At 43.2% G+C, this 22,756-nt stretch carries 14 protein-coding genes; 13 read left to right on the top strand and 1 reads right to left on the bottom strand.

The window, feature by feature from the left end; all coding sequences use genetic code 11:
- Positions 1–83: 83 nt before the first annotated feature.
- The 6 genes from proQ (at position 84) to OCV44_RS07730 (ending at position 12,022) form a co-directional block, all read left to right on the top strand.
- Positions 84–707, top strand: a complete 624-nt coding sequence (gene proQ / locus OCV44_RS07755; RefSeq protein ID WP_009846654.1) for an RNA chaperone ProQ — start codon at positions 84–86, stop codon at positions 705–707.
- A 17-nt stretch (positions 708–724) separates the two neighbouring features.
- Positions 725–2,719 carry a carboxy terminal-processing peptidase gene (prc, locus tag OCV44_RS07750; protein WP_139685800.1) on the top strand — a complete coding sequence of 665 codons (1,995 nt, stop codon included), beginning with the start codon at positions 725–727 and terminating at the stop codon, positions 2,717–2,719.
- 284 nt (positions 2,720–3,003) lie between these two features.
- On the top strand, positions 3,004–3,687 hold the full coding sequence (locus tag OCV44_RS07745; protein ID WP_009846656.1) for a hypothetical protein: 684 nt from the start codon (positions 3,004–3,006) through the stop codon (positions 3,685–3,687).
- Between the two features lie 218 nt (positions 3,688–3,905).
- Positions 3,906–6,512, top strand: a complete 2,607-nt coding sequence (gene pepN, locus OCV44_RS07740) for an aminopeptidase N (RefSeq protein ID WP_139685799.1) — start codon at positions 3,906–3,908, stop codon at positions 6,510–6,512.
- A 221-nt stretch (positions 6,513–6,733) separates the two neighbouring features.
- The gene (locus OCV44_RS07735; protein ID WP_139685798.1) at positions 6,734–6,952 is read left to right on the top strand and encodes a DUF2835 domain-containing protein; all 219 of its coding nucleotides are present in this window, start codon (positions 6,734–6,736) and stop codon (positions 6,950–6,952) included.
- Between the two features lie 228 nt (positions 6,953–7,180).
- Positions 7,181–12,022, top strand: a complete 4,842-nt coding sequence (locus tag OCV44_RS07730; protein ID WP_139685797.1) for an NAD-glutamate dehydrogenase — start codon at positions 7,181–7,183, stop codon at positions 12,020–12,022.
- 63 nt (positions 12,023–12,085) lie between these two features.
- Here the strand turns inward: OCV44_RS07730 and OCV44_RS07725 are convergent, their stop codons facing one another.
- Entirely contained in the window at positions 12,086–13,408 is a 1,323-nt protein-coding gene (locus tag OCV44_RS07725) for an IS4-like element ISVbsp1 family transposase (RefSeq protein WP_261900919.1), read from the bottom strand.
- A gap of 428 nt (positions 13,409–13,836) precedes the next feature.
- Here OCV44_RS07725 and pyrD point away from each other — a divergent pair, with 428 nt between their 5' ends.
- The 7 genes from pyrD (at position 13,837) to rmf (ending at position 22,540) form a co-directional block, all read left to right on the top strand.
- A complete protein-coding gene (gene pyrD, locus OCV44_RS07720) occupies positions 13,837–14,847 on the top strand; it encodes a quinone-dependent dihydroorotate dehydrogenase (RefSeq protein WP_139686079.1) in 1,011 nt (336 codons plus the stop codon).
- A 273-nt stretch (positions 14,848–15,120) separates the two neighbouring features.
- The gene (locus OCV44_RS07715; protein ID WP_086049470.1) at positions 15,121–15,675 is read left to right on the top strand and encodes a cell division protein ZapC; all 555 of its coding nucleotides are present in this window, start codon (positions 15,121–15,123) and stop codon (positions 15,673–15,675) included.
- A 509-nt stretch (positions 15,676–16,184) separates the two neighbouring features.
- The gene (gene rlmKL, locus OCV44_RS07710; protein ID WP_086049469.1) at positions 16,185–18,305 is read left to right on the top strand and encodes a bifunctional 23S rRNA (guanine(2069)-N(7))-methyltransferase RlmK/23S rRNA (guanine(2445)-N(2))-methyltransferase RlmL; all 2,121 of its coding nucleotides are present in this window, start codon (positions 16,185–16,187) and stop codon (positions 18,303–18,305) included.
- Between the two features lie 67 nt (positions 18,306–18,372).
- Positions 18,373–18,591 (top strand): glutaredoxin family protein, encoded by a 219-nt coding sequence (locus OCV44_RS07705; RefSeq protein ID WP_009846663.1) that lies wholly within the window; start codon positions 18,373–18,375, stop codon positions 18,589–18,591.
- Positions 18,569–20,485, top strand: coding sequence for an ABC transporter ATP-binding protein (locus OCV44_RS07700; protein WP_139686080.1), 1,917 nt, complete (start codon positions 18,569–18,571; stop codon positions 20,483–20,485). The genes OCV44_RS07705 and OCV44_RS07700 overlap by 23 nt, the downstream gene beginning before the upstream one ends.
- Positions 20,486–20,494: 9 nt before the next feature.
- On the top strand, positions 20,495–22,204 hold the full coding sequence (locus OCV44_RS07695) for a DUF3466 family protein (protein WP_139686081.1): 1,710 nt from the start codon (positions 20,495–20,497) through the stop codon (positions 22,202–22,204).
- Between the two features lie 162 nt (positions 22,205–22,366).
- Positions 22,367–22,540, top strand: coding sequence for a ribosome modulation factor (rmf, locus tag OCV44_RS07690; protein WP_009846667.1), 174 nt, complete (start codon positions 22,367–22,369; stop codon positions 22,538–22,540).
- The last annotated feature ends 216 nt before the right edge of the window (positions 22,541–22,756 follow it).

The following is a 22,756-nucleotide window of genomic DNA, read 5'->3' as shown; positions in this document are numbered from 1 at the left end:
GTGGTTTTTCCCAAGCATCTCTCTATAATACGTAAAAATATTTTCTTAATGCTCGCGGAAAACCGCAAAAACCAGGAACCCACATGGAAAACACTGAAAAGTTAAAAAACAGCAAAGAAGTTATCGCATATGTTGCTGAATGTTTCCCTAAATGCTTTACTCTAGAAGGTGAAGCGAAACCACTTAAAATTGGTATTTTTCAAGATCTTGCTGAACGTCTAAATGAAGACGAAAAAGTAAGTAAGACTCAGCTTCGTGCAGCGTTAAGACAGTACACATCATCATGGCGTTACCTGCACGGCGTAAAAGCTGGTGCAGAACGTGTTGACCTAGACGGTAACGTTTGTGGCACATTAGAAGAAGAGCACGTTGAGCACGCTAAAGCGACACTTGCAGAAAGCAAAGCGAAAGTTCAGGCTCGTCGTAAAGAACAAGCACAGAAAGCTCGTGACGAAGGCAAAGCGAAAGCTAAAGCGAAGAAAGCTCAACAGCCTCGTCGTCAAGCGCCTAAAGCACCGAAAGTAGAAAAGCCTGTAGAAACACGTGCTTTGAACGCTGATGAATTTATCACTGGCAAAGAAGTAAATGTGAACATGGGTACAGGAAACATGGCTGCGACCATTGTTGAAATCAATAAGGAAGATGTGCGTGTTCAGTTAGCAAACGGCCTACAAATGGTTGTTAAAGCGGAGCACTTGCGCGCTTAAAGGAGATACTCCTACGCATGAAATGCCGTTCAAAATTGACACTGATTGCTGCTGGCTTTTTGCTAGCAGCTTCAGCTCAGGCTCTTGAAGCCAAATTAAATCAGGACGATTTACCTCTACTCGCTCCTGAGGTTCAACACGAAACCGCTAGTAAGCGTGTTACTTCTCGATTTACTCGTTCCCACTATAAACACTTCAATCTCAACGATGATTTCTCTCAAGCTATCTTTAATCGTTACTTAGAGATGCTGGATTATAATCGTAATATCTTCACTCAAGCGGATATTGATTCTTTCGCTACTTCATCTAAACAAATTGATGATCAGCTGAAAGCCGGTAATAACCAAATTGCATTCGATGTTTATAATTTGTCCATGCAGAAGCGTTTTGAACGTTTCCAATATGCGCTGTCTTTACTAGATACAGAGATTAAATTTGATACTGATGAAAGTATCGAGCTTAATCGTAGTGAAGCGGAATGGCCAAAAGATATCGCTGAAGTAAATGAGCTTTGGAGAAAACGCGTTAAATATGATGCGTTGAATCTAAAACTTACAGGTAAAGAGTGGCCAGAGATTCAAGAAGTTTTGGAAAAGCGTTACAACAATGCGATGAAGCGTATTACGCAATCGCACAACGAAGATGCTTTCCAGATCTACATGAACGCATTCGCGCGAGAAGTTGACCCTCATACCAGTTACCTTTCTCCAAGAAATGCAGAGCAATTCCAGTCGGAGATGAATCTATCTCTAGAAGGGATTGGTGCTGTACTTCAAATGACAGACGACTACACCGTTATTCGCTCTCTCGTTGCTGGTGGCCCTGCGTCAAATAGCAAACAATTGAGTGATGGCGATCGTATTGTTGGTGTAGGTCAAGATGGCGAAGAGATTGTTGATGTTATCGGCTGGCGTTTAGACGATGTAGTGCAATTAATTAAAGGACCGAAAGGGACTAAAGTTAAACTACAGATCTTGCCAGATGGTAAAGATGCAAAAAGTCACGTTGTCACAATTGTACGCGATAAGATTCGTTTAGAAGACCGCGCTGTTAAATCAGAAGTTATCGAGAAAGATGGCAAGAAGATTGGTGTACTCGAAGTACCAAGTTTCTATGTTGGTCTATCTAAAGATACCGATAAACTGATCACTGAGCTTAAAGAGCAAGGTGTTGAAGGTATTATTGTTGATCTGCGAAACAACGGTGGTGGTGCACTCACTGAAGCAACTGAACTCTCTGGTTTGTTTATCAAAGAGGGACCCGTTGTTCAAGTTCGTGATAGCTACGGTCGTGTAAAAGTGAACAGTGATACTGATGGCGAAATTAGTTACCAAGGTCCATTAACGGTGTTGGTCAATCGCTACAGTGCCTCAGCATCTGAGATCTTTGCTGCAGCGATGCAAGATTATGGTCGTGCAATCATCCTTGGTGAAAACTCTTTCGGTAAAGGAACGGTGCAACAACACCGCTCTTTGAATCATATTTATGATTTGTTCGATAAAGAGTTAGGCTACGTTCAATACACCATCCAGAAATTCTACCGAATCAATGGCGGAAGTACGCAAAACAAAGGTGTAGTGCCTGATATTGCTTACCCAACGGCAATTGATCCAGCAGATACAGGAGAAAGTGTTGAAGATAATGCTCTGCCTTGGGATAGCATTGATAAAGCCAACTACTCAGTGTTACAGCGTAACGGTGAGCAAGTTGCTGCTTTAACCGCTCAACACCAAGCTCGTATTGCAACAGACATGGAGTTTGGCTTTATCGCGCAAGATATTGAAAAATATAAGGCTGATAAAGATGATAACGACCTTTCTTTGAACGAAAAGGTACGTCAGCAAGAGAGCGATGATGGGGATGTGCTTCGTTTAGAGCGTATCAATCAACGTCAAAAAGCCGCTAAGTTAGAGGCATTTAAAACGTTGGATGATATTCCTAAAGACTACGAAGCCCCAGATGCTTATCTTGATGAGTCTGTCGCTATCATGCTTGATATGATAAAGAAATAGACGCTAACGTGCCTTGTTAAAGGTGTCGGTTTTTAAAAGCGAGCTTAGGCTCGCTTTTTTTGTATCTGCGATTTGACAAAAATAGAGGTCATTTCTCGTCTATTTATGCTTGGGTATACTCTTAATCACTCATTTTTAAAGGGCGATTTTGTGAGCGATCATGCACCCAGTTACTTCGTATTTACAATTTGTTTACTTCGCGCTTAAAATTTAGTGACTTAGATCAAATTTTTTCGCTTTCTATTCATTACGTGCCTAAGCTTAAAGAAAACGAGGGGGCGTGTATGAAATGGATTCTACTATTTTTATCTTGTTTAAGTTTTGTTGCTTTTGGGAGTGAGGTCGCTTCGAGCGATCAGCAATCAAAAAGTGACAGCAATCTATCTCATTTTGACCTTCCGCTGCTGCTTGGTGATTGGTATTTGATGAACCCAGATCCTGAACAAGGTACTGAAAATTTTAGAGCGATAAAGCTAACCCTTGATTCAAACTACTCGTTCTCCATCGATATTCAAAAGAAAGATTACAGTGTCGACCATTGGGAAGGCTTGTATAACGCCAATGAAGATACCATTATTTTGGGTTTAAACACCTCTGAACCTCAAGTTTATGCCTATAGCAGTAACCATAATATGTTGAACCTCAACGGTGTTATGTTCACTAAGGCCTTGCCCAATGCCTTAGCTGGAATATGGTCGAGTGCTGAGCTTTCAGGAAGCGACCTGCGGGCAAGTAACATTCAAAAAATGGATTTAGTGCTTCAACCTGACTTTGTATTTATGTTCAGAGTTTCCGATGAGGTGGGGAGTGAAGTTGTTCGTCGTGGGGTGTATTACACCGAAGGCGATCAATTGGTACTTCTGTATGAAAATGGCGAGCACGGCACTCGTTATACATTAAACAGTGACGTGTTGACGCTTCAAGGTGAAGAAGGCGACATGTTTGCAGTACTCAATCGCATTCGATAATCGCGAGTTTGATGTGCAAAGTCAGGCTTGTTGATAATATGGCTCACAGTTCATTTATTAGCCGTTCCTTTCTGATTTGACTGATAAAATAGCAAAATATGGAGGCCTTTTACTACAATGCCTCCTTTTTTCAATATTCCTCTTGTGTTCTTCGCCCTCAACCTTTAGATATATACAGTTAAAATACAATTACGTATAACGATCAAAAGGAACCCGTCATGGCACATACACCTCAAGCCAAGTATCGTAAAGATTATCAATCACCATCTCACACTATTTCTCAAATCGATCTTACTTTCGATTTGTACGATTCAGCGTCCATCATTACGGCGGTGTCTAGTGTTAAGCAAGAGAAAGATAGTTCGACCTTAGTACTTGATGGTGAAGGTTTGACGTTGGTTTCTGTATTAGTTGAGGGTCAGGAGTGGAAGCAATTTGAGCAATCTGAAACTCAACTGACACTGAGCGGGCTACCGAAAGATTTCACACTCACGATCGTGACGGAAGTAAACCCTGAAGGGAACAGCGCTCTTGAAGGTTTGTATAAGTCGGGTGGTGCGTTCTGTACTCAGTGTGAAGCTGAAGGTTTCCGTCGTATTACTTACTACATGGATCGCCCAGATGTGTTGGCGAAATTCACCACAACCGTGATCGCAGACAAAGCCGAAAACCCATTCTTATTAAGTAATGGTAACCGTGTAGATGAAGGCGAAGCTGAAAACGGTCGTCACTGGGTCAAGTGGCAAGACCCACATCCAAAACCTGCTTACTTGTTTGCTCTTGTTGCCGGTGATTTTGATGTACTTCGTGACGCTTACACGACTCAATCAGGCCGCAAAGTTGATCTAGAAATCTTTGTCGACAAAGGCAATTTAGACCGTGCGAACCACGCGATGGTTTCTTTAATTAACTCAATGAAGTGGGACGAAGAGCGTTTCAATCTTGAATATGACTTAGACATCTACATGATCGTAGCCGTTGATTTCTTCAACATGGGTGCGATGGAAAATAAAGGTCTAAACGTATTCAACTCTAAGTTTGTTTTAGCAAACGACCAAACGGCAACGGATACAGATTACCTAGGTATTGAAGCGGTAATTGGCCATGAATATTTCCATAACTGGACGGGTAACCGAGTGACATGTCGCGATTGGTTCCAGTTAAGCTTGAAAGAAGGCTTAACCGTATTCCGTGACCAAGAGTTCTCATCTGATCTTGGTTCTCGCGCAGTAAACCGAATCAACAATGTTCGTATTATTCGCGGTCCACAATTCGCAGAAGATGCAAGTCCAATGTCTCACCCAATTCGTCCTGAAAAAGTGATAGAAATGAATAACTTCTACACATTGACTGTGTACGAAAAGGGCAGCGAAGTGATCCGAATGATCCACACATTGTTGGGTGAAGACGGCTTCCAAAAAGGCATGAAGCTTTACTTTGAACGTCACGATGGTACCGCTGCAACTTGTGAAGATTTCGTTGCTGCAATGGAAGATGCGTCAGGCGTTGACCTGTCTCAGTTCCGTCTATGGTACAGCCAGTCTGGTACGCCGACGCTGTCTGTTGAAAGTCACTACGACGCAGACAAAAAAGAGTATACGTTAACAACTCGCCAAGTAACGGCTCCAACTCATGAGCAAACGGAAAAGCAAGCTCTGCATATTCCTTTTGATATCGAGTTATACACAGCTGCTGGAGAAGTTGTTGAGTTACAATGTAACGGAAAGCCAGTTCACAACGTACTTGATGTGAAAGAAGCGGTACAAACGTTCGTGTTTGAAAACGTTTCAGAGCAACCGATCCCATCGCTACTGCGTGAATTTTCTGCACCAGTGAAACTGGAGTACGACTATTCAGATGAAGAACTTATCTTCTTGATGGTTAATGCTCGCAATGAATTTTCGCGTTGGGATGCGGGTCAAATGCTGCTAGCGAAATACATCCGTAGTAACGTAGATAACGTTCAACAAGGTCAAAAGTTTGAACTTTCTGCTTCTGTTGTTGATGCATTCCGCGGGGTACTGCTTAGTGATTCACTAGAACCTGCGTTTATTGCAGAAATGCTTTCTCTTCCAAGTCATAACGAAGTGTCGGGTTGGTATGAGCGCGTTGATATTGATGCGGTCGCATCTGTTCTTAACTCAATGAAAGTAACACTAGCTGCAGAACTTGAAGACGAGTTAGCAGCGGTTTATCACAGCCATGCATTAACAGAATACACGATCGATCACGATTCGATTGGCAAGCGTACTCTACGTAAAGTTTGTCTAAGTTACTTAGCGCATACTGAAAAGGGTAATGACTTGGTTGTTGCTATGTACCAACAAGCAAACAACATGACAGATACAATGGCTGCAATGGGCGCGGCGAACAGTGCGCAACTACCATGTCGTGAAACCTTGATGGCGGATTACAGCGACAAGTGGAAACACGATGGTCTTGTCATGGATAAGTGGTTTGCATTGCAAGGTTCAAACCCAAGCTCTAATGCACTTGAAGTGATTAAAGCGTCGATGTCGCACCAAGCGTTCAGCTTGAAGAACCCGAACCGTACTCGTAACTTGGTAGGTTCGTTCTTAAACATGAACCCGGTTCAATTCCACGCCAAGTCAGGACAAGGTTATGCGTTTGCGGGCGAGATCCTACGTGAACTGAACAGCAGCAACCCGCAAGTGGCTTCACGTTTGATTGACCCGCTACTTAAGTTCCGTAAGTACGATGATGAACGCCAAGCTCTAATCAAAAAAGAACTTGAGACTCTGAAGAACATGGACAACCTAGCGAATGACCTATTCGAGAAAGTGGCAAAAGCACTAGAGGCTTAAGTCAGCCGCTCATTCAGGTAAACTGTATGCTAGTAACTGTTTGCTAATAAACAGTTTACTAGTAACGAAAAGTCATCAGTGGTAGAGAATATCTGCCACTGATTTTTTGTTTCTGGTTTATCGAATTTTCGATAAGCTAGAGCAGTTTCAAGCTCAGTTTCACTTTCAGACATTGTTTTGTGCCAAAAAACACCGGCACTGTATATTTATACAGGTATCGTATGAATCGCTATATTTTCCAACTTAACATCTCATATCAGCAGTTTTTGGCTAGCTACTCGGGCGCTGCAAGTAAAGTTCAAGTAGTAACAACAACGGGGTTACGCCTACAGTTACCTGCAACTCGATTCAGACCATTTCTTACACAAATAGGGGTTAGAGGACAGTTTAGGTTAACAACTGACCAAAAAAATAAGTTTATTAAGTTAGAAGCTCTGTAAAGCTTGGTGTGCCTAGTGAGTTAAAGGGAATCTTAATCACATAATCAAACATTTCACCTCTTACCACCTCTAAAACAATTAACTATTTATCAATAATGCTTTTACAATAAATGAATGCATTACCTTTGCTTAACTCGTTAGTAGAACTGGCCTTTAAGGCTTCATTCAAACGCTAGCTTAAGTAAGCCCCCTAATAATAAAATAAAATTCTAATTGTGGAGTGTGACTATGACCGCACGTGAAACTGTGGTTCCAGTTTTACTTGAAAAAGTGTACAAACTGATTCAAGACAAACTTGACCTTGCTCATCGACCTCTCGTAACTCAACTTGCTCAACACTTGTTTAGTAATGTTTCTCACGACGATTTAACTCAGAGAAACGAATCCGATTTATACGGTGCTGTAGTTAGCTTATGGCATCACATCAATGAAAAGAAAGCTGACCAAATCTCTGTTCGTGTTTTTAACCCGACAGTAAGTCGTCAAGGTTGGCAATCTACTCACACTATCGTTGAGATAGTCGTACCAGATAGCCCATTCCTTGTAGACTCTGTAAAAATGGCGCTGACTCGCCTAGACCTTTCTTCTCACCTTATGCTTCACAATCCAACACAAATCTCACGCTCTGATAAGGGCAGTGTTGTCGGCGTTAGCAATAACGAAGGTGCATTCCAATCGCTTTTCCATATCGAAGTAGACCGTCTTAGCAGCAAAGCTGAAATGACAGCGCTTAAAACGGAACTGCTGGATATCTTTACCGATACCGGTTTAGTCGTGAACGATTGGCTGAAGATGGTTGAAAAACTTGAGCAAGTAACTAATCAAGTTGAAAAGCAAAAAGAGAGCATTCCTGTAGACGGTCAACGTTTTGATGAGACGTTGGCGTTTCTTCGTTGGTTAGGCGAGCACAACTTTACGTTTATGGGCTACAAGGAATATGACCTTGTTTCTGTAAATGGCGACACAGAACTGCAACCGACTAAGGAGCAAGGTCTTGGTTTGTTTGCGAATTCAGATCGTGTGCGTAACGTTAAGCTGTCTGAGTTTTCGGATTCGGCACGTCTTGAAGCAAAAAAACCGTATGTACTTATCGTAACCAAGGGCAACACGGCTTCACGCATTCACCGCCCAGCTTACAACGATTACATCGGTATTAAGAAATTTGATAAGAAAGGTAAGGTCATTGGTGAGCATCGCTTTACTGGTCTTTACACTTCTGCCGTTTATAACCAAACCGTTGAAAGCATTCCTCTAGTTCGCGAAAAAGTAGAGCGTATCTTAGACGCGAGTGGTTACCGTGAGGGGTCATACTCTTACAAAGCACTGCACAATATTCTAGAAAACTATCCGCGTGATGAACTGCTTCAAGCTCGAGAAGAAGAGCTGCTAGAGGTCGGTACTGGCGTAGTTCAAATGCAAGATCGCGATCTTCTGCGCTTGTTTGTACGCAAAGACCCGTTTGGCCGTTTCTTTAGTTGCATGGTTTACGTAACCAAAGATCGTTACAACACCGAGCTTCGCCGTCAAACACAACGCATCTTGAAGCAGTACTTTGGTTGTGAGCAGGAAGTAGAATTCACAACCTATTTCTCTGAAAGCCCGCTAGCAAGAACGCACTATATTGTTCGTGTTGATAACAACAACATGGATGTGGACGTGAAAACAATTGAGCAAAATTTAATGGAAGTATCGTCTACGTGGGATGACCGCCTGTCTGAATCAATCGTTGCTAACTTCGGTGAGAGCAAAGGTCTTCCGTTATCGAAAGAGTACATGCGTGCATTCCCACGTTCGTACAAAGAAGACATGATGCCTGGTTCTGCGGTTGCAGACATTGAGCGTCTAGAAGCACTAAGTGAAGACAACAAACTTGGCATGCTTTTCTACCGCCCTCAAGAAGAGGCTACCGACTCTAAAGCCGTTCGTTTGAAGCTGTTCTACCACAGTGATGAGCCAATTCACCTGTCTGATGTGATGCCAATGCTTGAAAACTTTGGCTTGCGCGTTATTGGTGAATCACCTTATGAAGTGCGTAAAACCAACGGGGTGACTTATTGGATCCTTGATTTCTCGATGCTGCATAAGAGTGATAAGACGATTGATCTTCGTGAAGCTCGCGATCTTTTCCAACAAGCCTTTGCGGCAATTTGGGAGGGTGAGTTAGACAGCGATGGTTTCAACCGCTTGGTATTGGGTGCGGGTCTTTCTGGTCGTGAAATCTCAATCTTACGTGCGTATGCGCGTTACATGCGTCAAGTGGGTTTCCCATTCAGCCAACAATACATTGAAGACACATTGTCTCATTACCCAGATCTAGCGAAAGGGTTAGTGAGTTTATTCGGCAAGCGTTTTGACCCTAAATTGAAAGGCAGCGCGAAAGGCCAACAAGATCTTATCAAGAAGATCACTGAACAGTTGGATCATGTAGAAAGCTTGGATGATGATCGTATCATTCGTCGTTACATGGAAATGATCACTGCAACGCTTCGTACTAACTACTATCAGTTGGACGACAACAAACAGTCTAAACCTTGGTTGGCTCTGAAAATGAGACCAAGTGAGATCCCAGATATCCCAGCGCCGGTTCCTGCGTTTGAGATCTTCGTTTACGCACCTGATATTGAAGGTGTGCATCTACGAGGCGGTAAAGTTGCTCGTGGTGGTTTACGTTGGTCAGACCGTCAAGAGGATTTCCGTACTGAGATTCTAGGCCTAGTTAAAGCACAGCAAGTTAAGAACACAGTCATTGTACCGGTTGGTGCAAAAGGTGGTTTCGTTTGTAAGCGTCAGCACACTATGTCTGGCCGAGACGAGATCTTCGCTGAAGGTCAACGTTGTTACAAGCGCTTCATCCGTGCACTACTAGACGTATCAGACAACATCATTGAAGGTGAGGTTATCCCACCTAAGAGCGTTGTTCGTCACGATGAAGATGATCCGTATTTGGTTGTTGCCGCCGATAAAGGTACCGCAACGTTCTCAGATCTAGCAAACTCAGTATCTGCTGAATACAACTTCTGGTTAGGCGATGCGTTTGCCTCTGGTGGTTCTAACGGTTACGACCATAAAGCCATGGGTATCACGGCGAAAGGTGGTTGGGAATCTGTTAAGCGTCACTTCCGTGAAATGGGCATCAACTGTCAAACAACGGACTTCACCGCTATCGGTGTCGGTGATATGGCGGGCGATGTGTTTGGTAACGGCATGCTGTTGTCTAAGCATATTCGTATGCAAGCTGCGTTTAACCACATGCATATCTTCATCGATCCGAACCCAGAATCAGCATCAAGCTGGGTAGAGCGTGAGCGCTTGTTTAATCTACCTCGCTCAAGCTGGGAAGATTACAACAAAGACTTGATTTCTCAAGGTGGTGGCATCTTCTCTCGTCGAGCGAAGTCTATCTCCCTGACGCCTGAAATTCAGAAAATGCTGGGTACTAAGAAAGCATCAATGGCACCGAATGACTTGATCAAAGCGATCTTGTCTATGCAGGTTGATCTTCTTTGGAATGGCGGTATCGGTACTTACGTTAAGTCTTCAAATGAGACTCATACAGATGTTGGTGACCGTGCAAATGACGTGCTTCGTATCGATGGCCGTGACCTGAAAGCTAAGGTTGTTGGTGAAGGTGGTAACTTGGGTATGACTCAACTGGGTCGTATTGAATACGCGTTGACGGGTGGCCGAGTTAATACTGACTCTGTTGATAACGTTGGTGGTGTTGACTGTTCGGATAATGAAGTAAACATTAAGATCTTCTTGAATGGCTTGGTGTCTAATGGTGATCTAACCGTTAAGCAACGTAACCAAGTGCTTGAATCGATGGAAGATGAAGTGGGCGAAATCGTATTAGACGACGCATATTGCCAAGCTGAGTCTATTTCGGTTACTGAGCATCAAGGTGTTGGCTTAGTAAAAGAGCAGATCCGCTTTATTCATACAATGGAAAAAGCAGGGTACTTGGATCGTGGTTTGGAATACATCCCAGATGACGAAACATTGCTTGAGCGTGAAAAGCAGGGTCAAGGTCTAACAAGACCAGAGCTTTCTGTACTTGTCGCTTACGGTAAAATGGTACTTAAAGAAGATCTTGTTAGTGATGATATCGCTAATGATGAATTCCATGCCCAACAGCTTATGCAATACTTCCCAACAGCGTTACGTCGTAACTATTCTCAGCATATGGATAACCATCCACTACGCTCTGAAATCATTGCGACGGCACTGGCTAACCAAATGGTTAACGAGATGGGTTGTAACTTCGTTACTCGTCTGCAAGAAGAGACGGGCGCAAATATCGTTGATATTGCCAATGCATACGCGGCATCACGTGAAATCTACGGTCTTGGCAAAGTTCTGAAGAGCATCCGTGAACTGGACAATGTTTCAAGTTCTGAAGCTCAATACGAATTGATCTACCATGTTCGCCGTACACTTCGTCGCTTGGCTCGTTGGTTGTTAAGAAACCGTACCGGTAAACAGTCAGTGAAAGCACTGATTGAACTTTACCAAGGTGATGTTCTTACTATCACAGAGAAACTGGATGAAAACCTAGTGGCTTCTGAAGTAGAAGAGCATAACGCAATGGCACAGCTATGGATTGACCAAGGCGTAAACGCTGAGTTGGCTAATTCAGTCGCGCGTTTGTCTAGCTTGTACTCAGCACTGGATATATCCACAGTGGCTCGTGAGACGGGTAAAACGGTACAACAAGCGTCTAAGCTTTACTTCAACCTTGGCGACCGTTTGTCTCTGCACTGGTTCTTGAAACAAATCAATGGCCAAGCAGTCGACAACAACTGGCAAGCGCTGGCACGTGCAGCATTCAGAGAAGATCTGGATTGGCAGCAACGTCAGCTAACTGGCCAAGTGCTTAACTGCGGTTGTGCTTCAGACCTCGATGTGATTAAAGCGCTTGATGATTGGATGGAAAGTAACTCGGTTTCTTTACATCGTTGGGAAAGCATCTTGAACGAATTCAAAGTAGGTTCGGTTCATGAGTTTGCCAAGTTCTCAGTAGCACTGCGTGAATTGATGTTGTTAAATCTAAATTGCATGTCGACAGATTAGCGATTAGATAAAAACGAAAGACACAAGGGCAGGCCATAAGGTCTAATGCCGTTCGGATAAGCATTACTGCTTGAATCTGAACGGATATTTGGCTGGGACAAAGAGGACTGAACGTGGAAACGTTCGGTCCTTTCTTTTATCTGGAAGAATGAAGTGACTCAAACTTTCTCTCATCCTTTTCAGTTTTACAGGTAGAGTTCCGTCTGGACTTAAAGCTAACCAACGTAATTGCGCATCAATAAGGTTAATTGCGGCGGTAAAACTGACCCTAGTCGCTCGAACCCCGGCTTCTGAAGCTATCTTAACCATCTCTAATCGCACTAAGTTATAGGCAAGTAATACGCCCCAAAGCTCTTGCTTCACACCGGCAGAAAAACGACTTCGTAAAGTGACGTGACTTTGCAGTTGAGTCTGTTTAATTTCACCATAACCTTCTTCTATCTCCCAGCGTTGCCAATAAATACGCAGCAGGCTTTCTAGCGAGTATTTACTAGGGTCTGTAAGTGAAGTAATAAAACCTTTTATCTCACCTTTTGGCTCTTGATATAGGACTAATCTGGCTTCCCAACGTGCGGGTAAATTCGGATTCTGCCGTTGAGCTTGAGGAGAGATAGGCATTGAGATAAGCATGTCGTTCTCCGCATATTTCTCCAACACTTCATAGCGTAGTTTACGTTTTGCAGGCATTAACCAGTGCGCATTTTCCGCACTCTCTTGCCAGGACAGCAAAAGGTCTGCCGAGAAATAACAACGATCAAATAAGGTCAATGAGTGTGCGGGGATGTCATTGAATAGGCGCTTAGCTAAGGTCGTTTCACCGACATGACAACCATCAAAAGCCGCCCCCATAATCATTCGAGTTTCTGTTGACATCAAAGCGACTAAACGAAGTTGAGGGTAAGGTTTCAATTTTTTGGAGATGAACCCAAATTGTTCAGCGTTCTCTGGGGAATCCTGACACCGAAATGTTGTTCCATCGACAGCAAGAACATTAAGCTCTAAGTCTTTGTCTTGTTGAAGGATATCTCCGTTCCAAGCCTTTACCGTTGTGTGAAACAGAGCCGCTAACGGACTCTCATCTAGACGTCGGCGTGAATCAGTTAGGACACTGGGTGCAACACGAGACCAGCTATCTTCAGGTTTAGGCTGAAGTGCAATGTCTAATGAACTGCATACCTCTTTGATAGACATGTTGCGTTGCAGCCCCATCCAAATAACTAACCAGACAGCTTGCTGAGCGGGAAGTCGGCGTCGTCTTATGCTCGCTTTATTGGTTTCAAGAAGAGCTTGTTCTATCCACTCAATCTGAATGGCGTCGACGACAGATTCATAATTGTCGGCATCTTCAATGGTCTCGTGTGCCATTGCTAATTCTTGTTCAAGCATAAAAAATCCCCATCAACGTTGTTGATGGGGATTATCTGCTAACTGCAAGATCGTTCAAGTCTTCTTAAACGATCGGCATTAAGGCCATAAGGTCTGCCTTTTTCGTTCTATAAAGTGGCATCAATAGGTCTAATGATTTTTGACGGACCCACTTCGACGGAACCTTGTTTGTTGTTAAAAGAGCGGGTGGCTGTAATATGCTAGAGACTAGAGACTAGAGACTAGAGACTAGAGACTAGAGACTAGAGACTAGAGACTAGAAATGAGTAAACTGACTGCAGAAACGATAACGTTTGCTTAATAAAGAACCTCATTCGCTAACAAACTCGATTATCTTACCCTTACAGACAGTAATAGATTGAATAGTTGGGTAAATAAGTAAATAATATCGCCCCGTTTACACGGGGCTTTTTTCTATCGGAGGCACAATGCTCTACCGTCTAGCCAGAACTGGCTTTTTCCAACTTGATGCCGAAAAGGCACATGATCTTGCAATTCAAAATTTCAAACGCTTCACAGGCACTCCTATTGATCTTTTGTATCGCCAACAATTACCTAATCGACCTGTAGAATGCATGGGTCTTACTTTTAAAAACCCAGTAGGCCTAGCGGCTGGCCTAGATAAAAACGGCGAATGTATTGATGCATTTGGCGCAATGGGTTTTGGTTTCGTAGAAGTAGGAACGGTGACTCCTCGTCCACAAGCGGGTAACGATAAACCTCGTTTATTCCGTCTTGTTGAAGCTGAAGGTATCATCAACCGCATGGGGTTCAATAACCTAGGCGTCGACAACCTTATTGAGAACGTTAAGAAGTCGAACTACGACGGCATCTTAGGTATCAACATCGGTAAGAACAAAGACACACCAATTGAAAAGGGCGCTGAAGATTACTTGATCTGTATGGAGAAGGTATATCAATACGCTGGTTATATTGCTGTGAACATCTCTTCACCAAATACTCCTGGACTTCGTTCTCTACAATACGGCGAAGCTCTAGACGATCTATTGTCTGAACTTAAAGCGAAACAATCTGAATTAGAAGAGAAGCATGGTAAATATGTTCCTCTTGCTCTTAAGATTGCTCCGGATCTAAGTGATGACGAAATTAGCCAAATTTGTGAATCATTGATCAAAAATAAGATCGATGGTGTGATCGCAACAAACACAACATTGGATCGTTCAATCGTTGAAGGCATGAAACATTGCGATGAAGCGGGTGGCCTAAGTGGACGCCCAGTTCAATCTCGCAGTACGGAAGTAGTTCGTAAACTTCACGAAGAACTTGGTGACGCATTACCGATCATCGGGGTAGGTGGTGTTGATTCGTATGTTGCTGCAAAAGAGAAAATGATGGCAGGCGCGAAGCTTGTACAAGTTTACTCTGGTTTCATCTACAAAGGCCCTGGTCTGGTAGGCGACATCGTTAAAAATTTATAGCCCCCCGAAAACCAGATCTTTTATAAACCCAGTACTTATAAACCCAGAGCTTATATAAACAGAGTTATCAAAAAGATTTGGTTATTTTAGGAAAGCTATAATTTGGCATCGTCTTACTAAAAGAGACACTGTAACTCACTGAGTTGTAGAGAGAAGCGATAAGAAAGAGGAATTCATTTCCTCTTTTTTTTTGCCTATTGCTCAGTAAAATTACTGTAATTGAAGGTAATTTTGCGTTTTACCTAATGGAATGGTTCAACAGTGTGAGACGAAATGATGCTTAAACCTAGCGATACATGGAGTTGGTATTACGATGAGCAGCAATGTTCATTAATGCTAAACCTCGGAGAGGATATGATTTTCAAAACGAATCTGGTCCGCAATAAGCTGGTGGACTGCGCGTTTAGAGATAATGAATTCACCGTTGATGACGCATCTTCATACCAAACCTTCAAAGAACAAATTTCTGGCTTAGAATTGTCTGAGCCTCGCCAAGCTGAACTCGCACTATATTGCGTGGCAGCAAAGCGCTTCCACAAGCCTGTACAGCCTAAAAGCTGGTTCTTCGATTCACAAGGCGCTGGCCACGAATCTCCTCAAGAAGGGGATATCGTACAAATGAATAACGAGCACAGCCTAGGTTACTTCATTGTATTAGAGGTGGGAGAGTGTGCGAGCCTATGTGCATTTGTCGACTTAGAAGAGTTTCTGCTCACACCTTCAAAAGGGTTACGCTTTGGAGACTCGATTAAAGTGATGCACGATAGGATGGTAGACGCGAACTCTATTCTTCATTTTCACCATACACATATTGCAATGGTCGGTTAATTCCCCAGTTTAGTTCATCATTTCTAACACACATTGCAACGCATAAACCTATCAAACCTTCCTTAGAATCGGCTCAATAGCCGATTTTTTTGTGCCTAAAAAACCTCATCCAGATAAATACATCACCGCTTAACTATTTAATTAGTGAACTTGTGACTGTTTTTTCATCTTAATTTCTGCCTATTTTCATCGGCAGAAGTGTAAATTACCTCCCTTTATTCCCTGTTTTTGTGCTTTTGTAGCTAACTTTCAGTCTTAAATTGTATCTGGTATATACCAATTTTAAGGTGAATATAAATTCACACTGCCGCATTGGTCGATGTTTGGTCATAAATTGTGCTGATTCGATAAGTCTTATGTTCTAAGGGGATGTGGGTAAGCGATCGCTTCATGACTGTGTGTTTGCTAGCCAGTTAGTCGAAAGATTCAATGAAAAGACAAGTTTAGTGTGATGCTCTAATAACAAATTCAGGTATAATCGAGCTAATTTTTATCAATAAAAGAACACTATGAATCAATATCTAGCGGTTACCTCAAACGGCCTTGAGAATTTATTAGTTGAAGAACTAACCCAACTAGGGATTACAAATGCAAAACCTGTTCAAGCAGGTGTTAAATTCAAAGCGACCAATGAGCAAATTTATCGTTGTTGTTTATGGAGTCGTTTGGCTTCTAGATTTGTACGTGTCCTTTCTGAATTCACTTGTATGGACGACATGGATTTGTACCTATCAACCACTGCGGTTAACTGGGTAAATCAATTCCATAGCTCTAAGCGTTTTGTTGTTGACTTTAACGGTACAAACAACGAAATCCGTAATAGCCAATACGGTGCGATGAAAGTAAAAGATGCCGTTGTTGATAGCTTTGAGAAAAAGTCTTTGCCTCGTCCGTCTATCAGCAAAGAAAATCCAGATATTCGTATTCACGTTCGTCTACATCGTGATAAAGCGATTCTTGGTGTTGATATGGTAGGTAGCGGTCTTCACCAACGTGGTTACCGTCCAGAATCAGGCCGAGCACCATTGCGTGAAACCCTTGCTGCTGCGATTCTTCTTCGTAGTGGCTGGGATGCGACTAAGCCTTTCCTAGACCCAATGTGTGGTTCAGGTACGTTAGTGATTGAAGCGGCAATGATGGCTGCGAACATGGCTCCAGGTGTTAAACGCCAGAAGTGGTGTTTTGAATCACTAGAAGATTTTGAACCAGAACTGTGGGCTGAAGTGAAAGCTGAAGCGAACGTTCAAGGTCGTCGTGGCGTTAAGAAAGTAGAGTGTAAGTTCTATGGCTACGACAATGACGAGCGCATGATCAAAACAGCGCGTGACAATGCTCGTCGTGCTGGTGTTGAAGAGCTGATTGAATTCGAAGTAGGCGATGCTGCAAAGCTTAAGCGTCCTACAGAGTTTGCTGATGGTGTGATTGTTTCTAACCCACCTTATGGTGAGCGTCTTGGCACAGAGCCGGGTTTGATTGCACTTTACACGGCATTCGGTGCACAACTTAAAGCGGAATTTGGCGGTTGTAACGCGTCAATCTTCTCTAGTTCTGACGAACTGCTTAGCTGCTTACGTATGCGTGCAGACAAACAGTTCAAATTGAACAATGGTGCGTTACCGTGTCACCAAAAGAACTACTCAATTTCAGATCGTCCGATGTCAGAGCGTCCAACGGGTGAACAAGAGCAACTTATTGCCCCAGACTTCGCAAACCGTCTTAAAAAGAACATCGGTAAAATTGGCAAGTGGGCTAAGAAAGAGCAATTAGATTGTTACCGTATCTACGATGCAGACTTACCAGAATACAATGTAGCGATTGACGTATACCCAGGTCACCTAGTGATTCAAGAATACGCAGCACCTAAAGATGTACCGGAAGAGAAAGCAAAACGTCGCTTAACCGATATCATCCGTGCTTCTATTCAAGTCACTGGCGTTGAAGCAAACAACGTGGTTCTTAAGGTTCGTCAGAAGCAGAAAGGCCGATCTCAATATCAAAAAATGGCTCAAGACTCCTCTAACCTAGAAGTGAACGAATACGGCGTTAAGCTGATTGTTAATCTTCATGACTACTTAGATACGGGCTTGTTCTTAGATCATAAGATCACTCGTCGTCGTATTGGCGAAATGGCTGCAGGTAAAGATTTCCTTAACTTATTTGCTTACACAGGCAGTGCATCTGTTCATGCTGCTGTGGGTGGCGCACGCTCTACAACAACCGTTGATATGTCTAATACCTACCTTGAGTGGGCAAAACAGAACATGGAGCTTAACGGCCGTGTTGGTCGTCAACATCAGTTTGTTCAAGCTGACTGCTTACAGTGGTTGGTTAAAGAGCAGGGTTCTTACGACCTGATCTTCATTGATCCCCCAACGTTCTCAAACTCTAAGCGTATGGATCAATCTTTTGATGTTCAGCGTGATCACATTCAATTGATGGAAAACCTTAAGCGTCTTCTTCGTGAAGAAGGCACGATTGTGTTCTCTAACAACAAGCGTCACTTCAAAATGGATGTAGAAGGCCTAGAAGAGTTAGGTCTCAAAGCTCAGAACATCTCAGCTAAAACGCTTCCATTGGACTTCTCTCGTAACAAGCACATTCATAACTGCTGGTTGATTACACATAAGTAATTAAGAGACTGTATAAGGATATAGCGTGCTGACTCTCTACAGTACAGAAGGATGCCATCTATGTGAGATGGCATTCAAACTCACGGAACAGTTAAACATTAGCCATCACGTCAACGTTGTCGACATTGCATTTGATGATGAGCTTTTTTCCCGTTACGGGGTCACTATTCCGGTGCTCAAATTTGAAAGCTCTGACTTTTCTCAAAGCTCAGAGCTTAACTGGCCATTTGGCTTGTTAGAACTTAATGATTGGTTAAAAAAGAATGGCATTACTTACAATTCATAACGGGCAATTAGCGTTTGGCGATCACCCGTTATTAGATCGTGCGGACTTTGCACTGCAAGAAAACGAACGTGTGTGTTTAGTAGGGCGCAATGGTGCGGGTAAGTCTACGTTGATGAAAATCCTGTCAGGGAACATCATCATGGACGACGGTAAGATGCAAATCACACAAGATGTGGTTGTCTCTCGCCTTGAGCAAGATCCACCGCGTAATGAAGAAGGCACCGTTTATGATTACGTTGCTGGTGGCCTAGCGGAAGTCGGCGAACAGCTGAAGATCTACCATGATCTTTTGGATCTCATTGGTACTGACCCTAGCGAAAAGAACTTAAATCGTCTTACTCGTGTGCAAGAGCAGTTGGATCATGCCAACGCATGGCGTTTCGAAGATCGCGTAAGTAACGTAATGGCGGCGCTTAAACTCACTGCTGAAACAAAACTGACCGATTTGTCTGGTGGTTGGCAACGTAAAGCGGCGCTCGCTCGTGCACTTGTATGTGACCCTGACGTGCTTCTACTCGACGAGCCGACTAACCACCTGGATGTTGCGACAATCGAATGGTTAGAAGGCTTCCTGAAAGACTTCCGTGGTTCAATCATCTTTATCTCGCATGACCGTGCTTTCATCAAATCGATGGCAACACGCATTGTTGATCTTGATCGCGGCAAGCTGAGCTCGTTCCCTGGCGATTACGAAAACTACTTGCTAGAGAAAGAAGAAGCGTTACGTGTCGAAGAGATGCAGAACGCTGAATTCGATAAAAAGCTTGCTCAAGAAGAAGTTTGGATTCGTCAGGGTATTAAAGCTCGTCGAACGCGTAACGAAGGCCGTGTACGTGCACTTAAAAAGTTACGTGAAGAGCGCATCAATCGTCGTGAAGTGCAGGGTAAAGCGATTATCCAAATTGACGATGGCCAACGTTCAGGCAAGATTGTATTCGAAGCAGAGAATCTTAACTTTGGCTTTGAAGGCAAAGAGATTGTTAAGGACTTCAGCTTCAACATTATGCGTGGCGATCGTATTGCTCTGATCGGCCCTAATGGCTGTGGTAAGAGTACTGTCCTTAAACTGCTTCTTGATCAGCTTAAGCCTGACTCAGGCCGTCTGCATTGTGGTACTAAACTTGAAGTGGCTTACTTCGACCAATACCGCGAAATCCTCGACCCTGAGAAGTCAGTAATTGACAACCTAGCGGATGGTAAGCAAGAAGTGACAGTAGGCGGCCGTGAGCGTCACGCACTGAGCTACCTACAAGATTTCTTGTTCTCTCCTAAACGTGCTCGCACTCCAGTGAAGGCATTGTCTGGTGGTGAGAAAAACCGTCTGTTATTAGCTCGTATTTTCCTTAAATCGAATAACTTATTGATTCTCGATGAGCCAACCAACGATCTAGATATCGAAACTTTGGAACTTTTAGAAGATTTGCTTGCCAACTATCAGGGTACGCTTCTTTTAGTGAGCCACGATCGACAGTTTGTTGATAACACGGTTATGACAAGTTGGATATTTGAAGGCAACGGCGTTGTTGAAGAATTTGTTGGTGGTTACCACGATGCTCAGCAACAAAGAAAGCAGGCTATAGAGTACCGACAGGTTGAAAAGCCATCAAAGCCAGAGAAAGTAGTTGAGGAAACTCCCAAAACTGCGCCAGTTAAGGCTAAAGCTAAGAAGTTATCGTATAAGCTACAACGAGAACTAGAAGCGCTACCTTTGCGTTTGGAAGAATTGGAAACTCAAATTGAAACTCTTCAGGAAGAAGTCAACGATCCTAGCTTCTTTTCAAAATCTGTAGAGCAGACACAACCAGTATTAGATAAGCTATCTGCAGCAGAGCAGGAGCTTGAAGTTGCTTTTGAGCGCTGGGAAGAGCTCGAGGCACTACAACAGGAAAGTTAAGAAGTAATCATGACTTGTAATAAATTTAAATTAACAACAGTTGCAGCCTTAGTTTTGGCTGCAACTAACGCGAATGCTGCACTGTACAAGGTAGTTGAAGTCGCGACTCCTAGCTCAATTGTCGGAGCTTCTGAAACGTTTGGTGTCGCGATTCAACCAGCGGCGGTTACCGGAACTGAAAGTTGTTTTACCAACGCTACTATCGGTGGTGTCGCATGTGATAGCTTTAAGCTAGCAGGTGAAACTCGTAATTCGCTTGAAGCTATTAGTTACCGTGAAGAAGTTCCTTTCGCTATGGACGCTGTCTTCCAATATTTACAAGAGTTCGATGACTTCAAAAACTATTGTAACCGTGAACTAAGATATTCCACATGTGAAAGCTGGGCGAAAACTCGCTGGGAAGATACTTGGTTTAAGGAAAGAAACAACCTGAGTTATGTAAATGCAAAGGCATTTATAGAAGGCGGGGCAATACTCGATACTCGCAATACAGTGATCAACTCTCTAGATAAAGATGCCAACCCACTCGGTGTTAAGTCTGAGGGAACCATCCGAAACAATGCAATATTTACAACGACAGCCAAGCCTGCAGGATCTTCTGAGACTCGAGCATGGAAAGCCATCACAGCGAGTAATGGTACTGTTTACAATGTAGGTAGTGTTTCTACTAGTGAAACCATTACGGAGACGTCAACGCCGGATCCTGTATTTAGTTCAAAAGCTGCTATTTGGGATGGTACGAATACCAAGCAAATCGATTGGACTCGTGGTGGAACTGCTAGACAAGGCGATTACTATGCTCAAGGTAGCATGCGTTCAATTGCCGAATCGGATACTAAGTTTTATGGCGTAGGCTACAATACTGTTGATGGTAGTGGTGATCTGCAAGATATGAATGCATCTGTATTCATCAGCAAATCTCTGGACTTAGCTGACAGCACGAATACTTGGACGACCAAATCAATTGAGGGGGCTAAGGTCAACTCTAACTCGTCTAATGATTACAAATACAGTAACTCTGTAGCGACCGATATCAACAAAAACTTGTTTGTTATTGGTAACTCTAAGCGTAATGGTCGAGTGCCTGAAAATGGTAGCGCAGGCAGCAAGATGTTTGTTGTTACTGATGCTTCAGTTGCGACTCCAACAGCGACATACCTAACGGGTGGTATCTTCTTTGCTGGTTCGAGTGGTGAAGCAAGAGCAGTTAACAACTTCAATGAAATTGTTGGTCAAGTTGACGCAGAAACAACGCGTGAAGTTGATGGTAGTGAGCGTAGACACCGCGGCTTTATTTATCCATATCAAGCAACGGGTACTGACCCATCAAGAATTGATCTGTTTCAGAACAAAGCTTGGTTTCTAGATGATCTAACGAACGATGGCAACGTTTCTGGAGAGAACAACAAGTTCCGAATCATTGATGCTTCAGGTATCAACGATGCGGGTGTTATCTCTGCGACGGCTATCAAATGTGTTGTTGGCGGCACACCTAAACCATACGATACAACGTCTCACAACTCATACTGTGGCGGTGCTGCGTCTAATGCGGTTGAAAAGGTTGTTGCGGTTAAATTGATTCCTATCGAAGGTAAAGGTAAGAGCGATATCCAAGCTCGTAGTACTGATACAGCAAAGGTCGATCGTAAAGGCGGTAGCTTAGGTTGGTTCGCTTTGACTGTACTCGGCTTATTAGGGTTCCGTAGAAAATTTAAATAATTTCATCTCTTGAGCCCGAGTTCACAATTCTGAATTCGGGCTTTTTTTTCGCCTTGAGAAAAGTGAAAAACTGGTCGATTCTTAAAGTTGGAGTCACAAAAACTCCGCAAAGTTGTAATCATTGTATGTTAGTAAATAGAACACCCGTATGAGGACTGCACTATGAAGAGACAAAAGCGTGATCGACTAGAACGAGCACAATCTCAAGGCTACAAAGCTGGTATAAACGGTAGGTCACAAGAAGCTTGCCCATATAGCCAAATGGATTCTCGGTCTTATTGGTTAGGTGGTTGGCGTGACGCCAAAGGTGATAAGCAATCAGGTCTCTATAAATAGATAGGGCGGAACATATTCAAAGATCAAGGCTCCATTGTTGTACAGCAGTGGAGCCTTGTTAGTTTCTGAGTGGGCACATAATTTAGATAAAATAAATGTAATGGCGTAGAGAGCTAGTGCTTAAGCTGATAGTGATAGTGGAATACATAGTTGCTGGTGGACTAATACAGTACAGTTTCGGGATAAGAAAGTTTGTTTAACCAGTACACTCTAGTG

It is taken from the genome of Vibrio tasmaniensis (assembly GCF_024347635.1).
GTDB lineage: Bacteria > Pseudomonadota > Gammaproteobacteria > Enterobacterales > Vibrionaceae > Vibrio > Vibrio tasmaniensis.
Note: the sequence above shows the minus strand (reverse complement) of the source record. Positions and strands in the feature narration are given on the sequence as shown.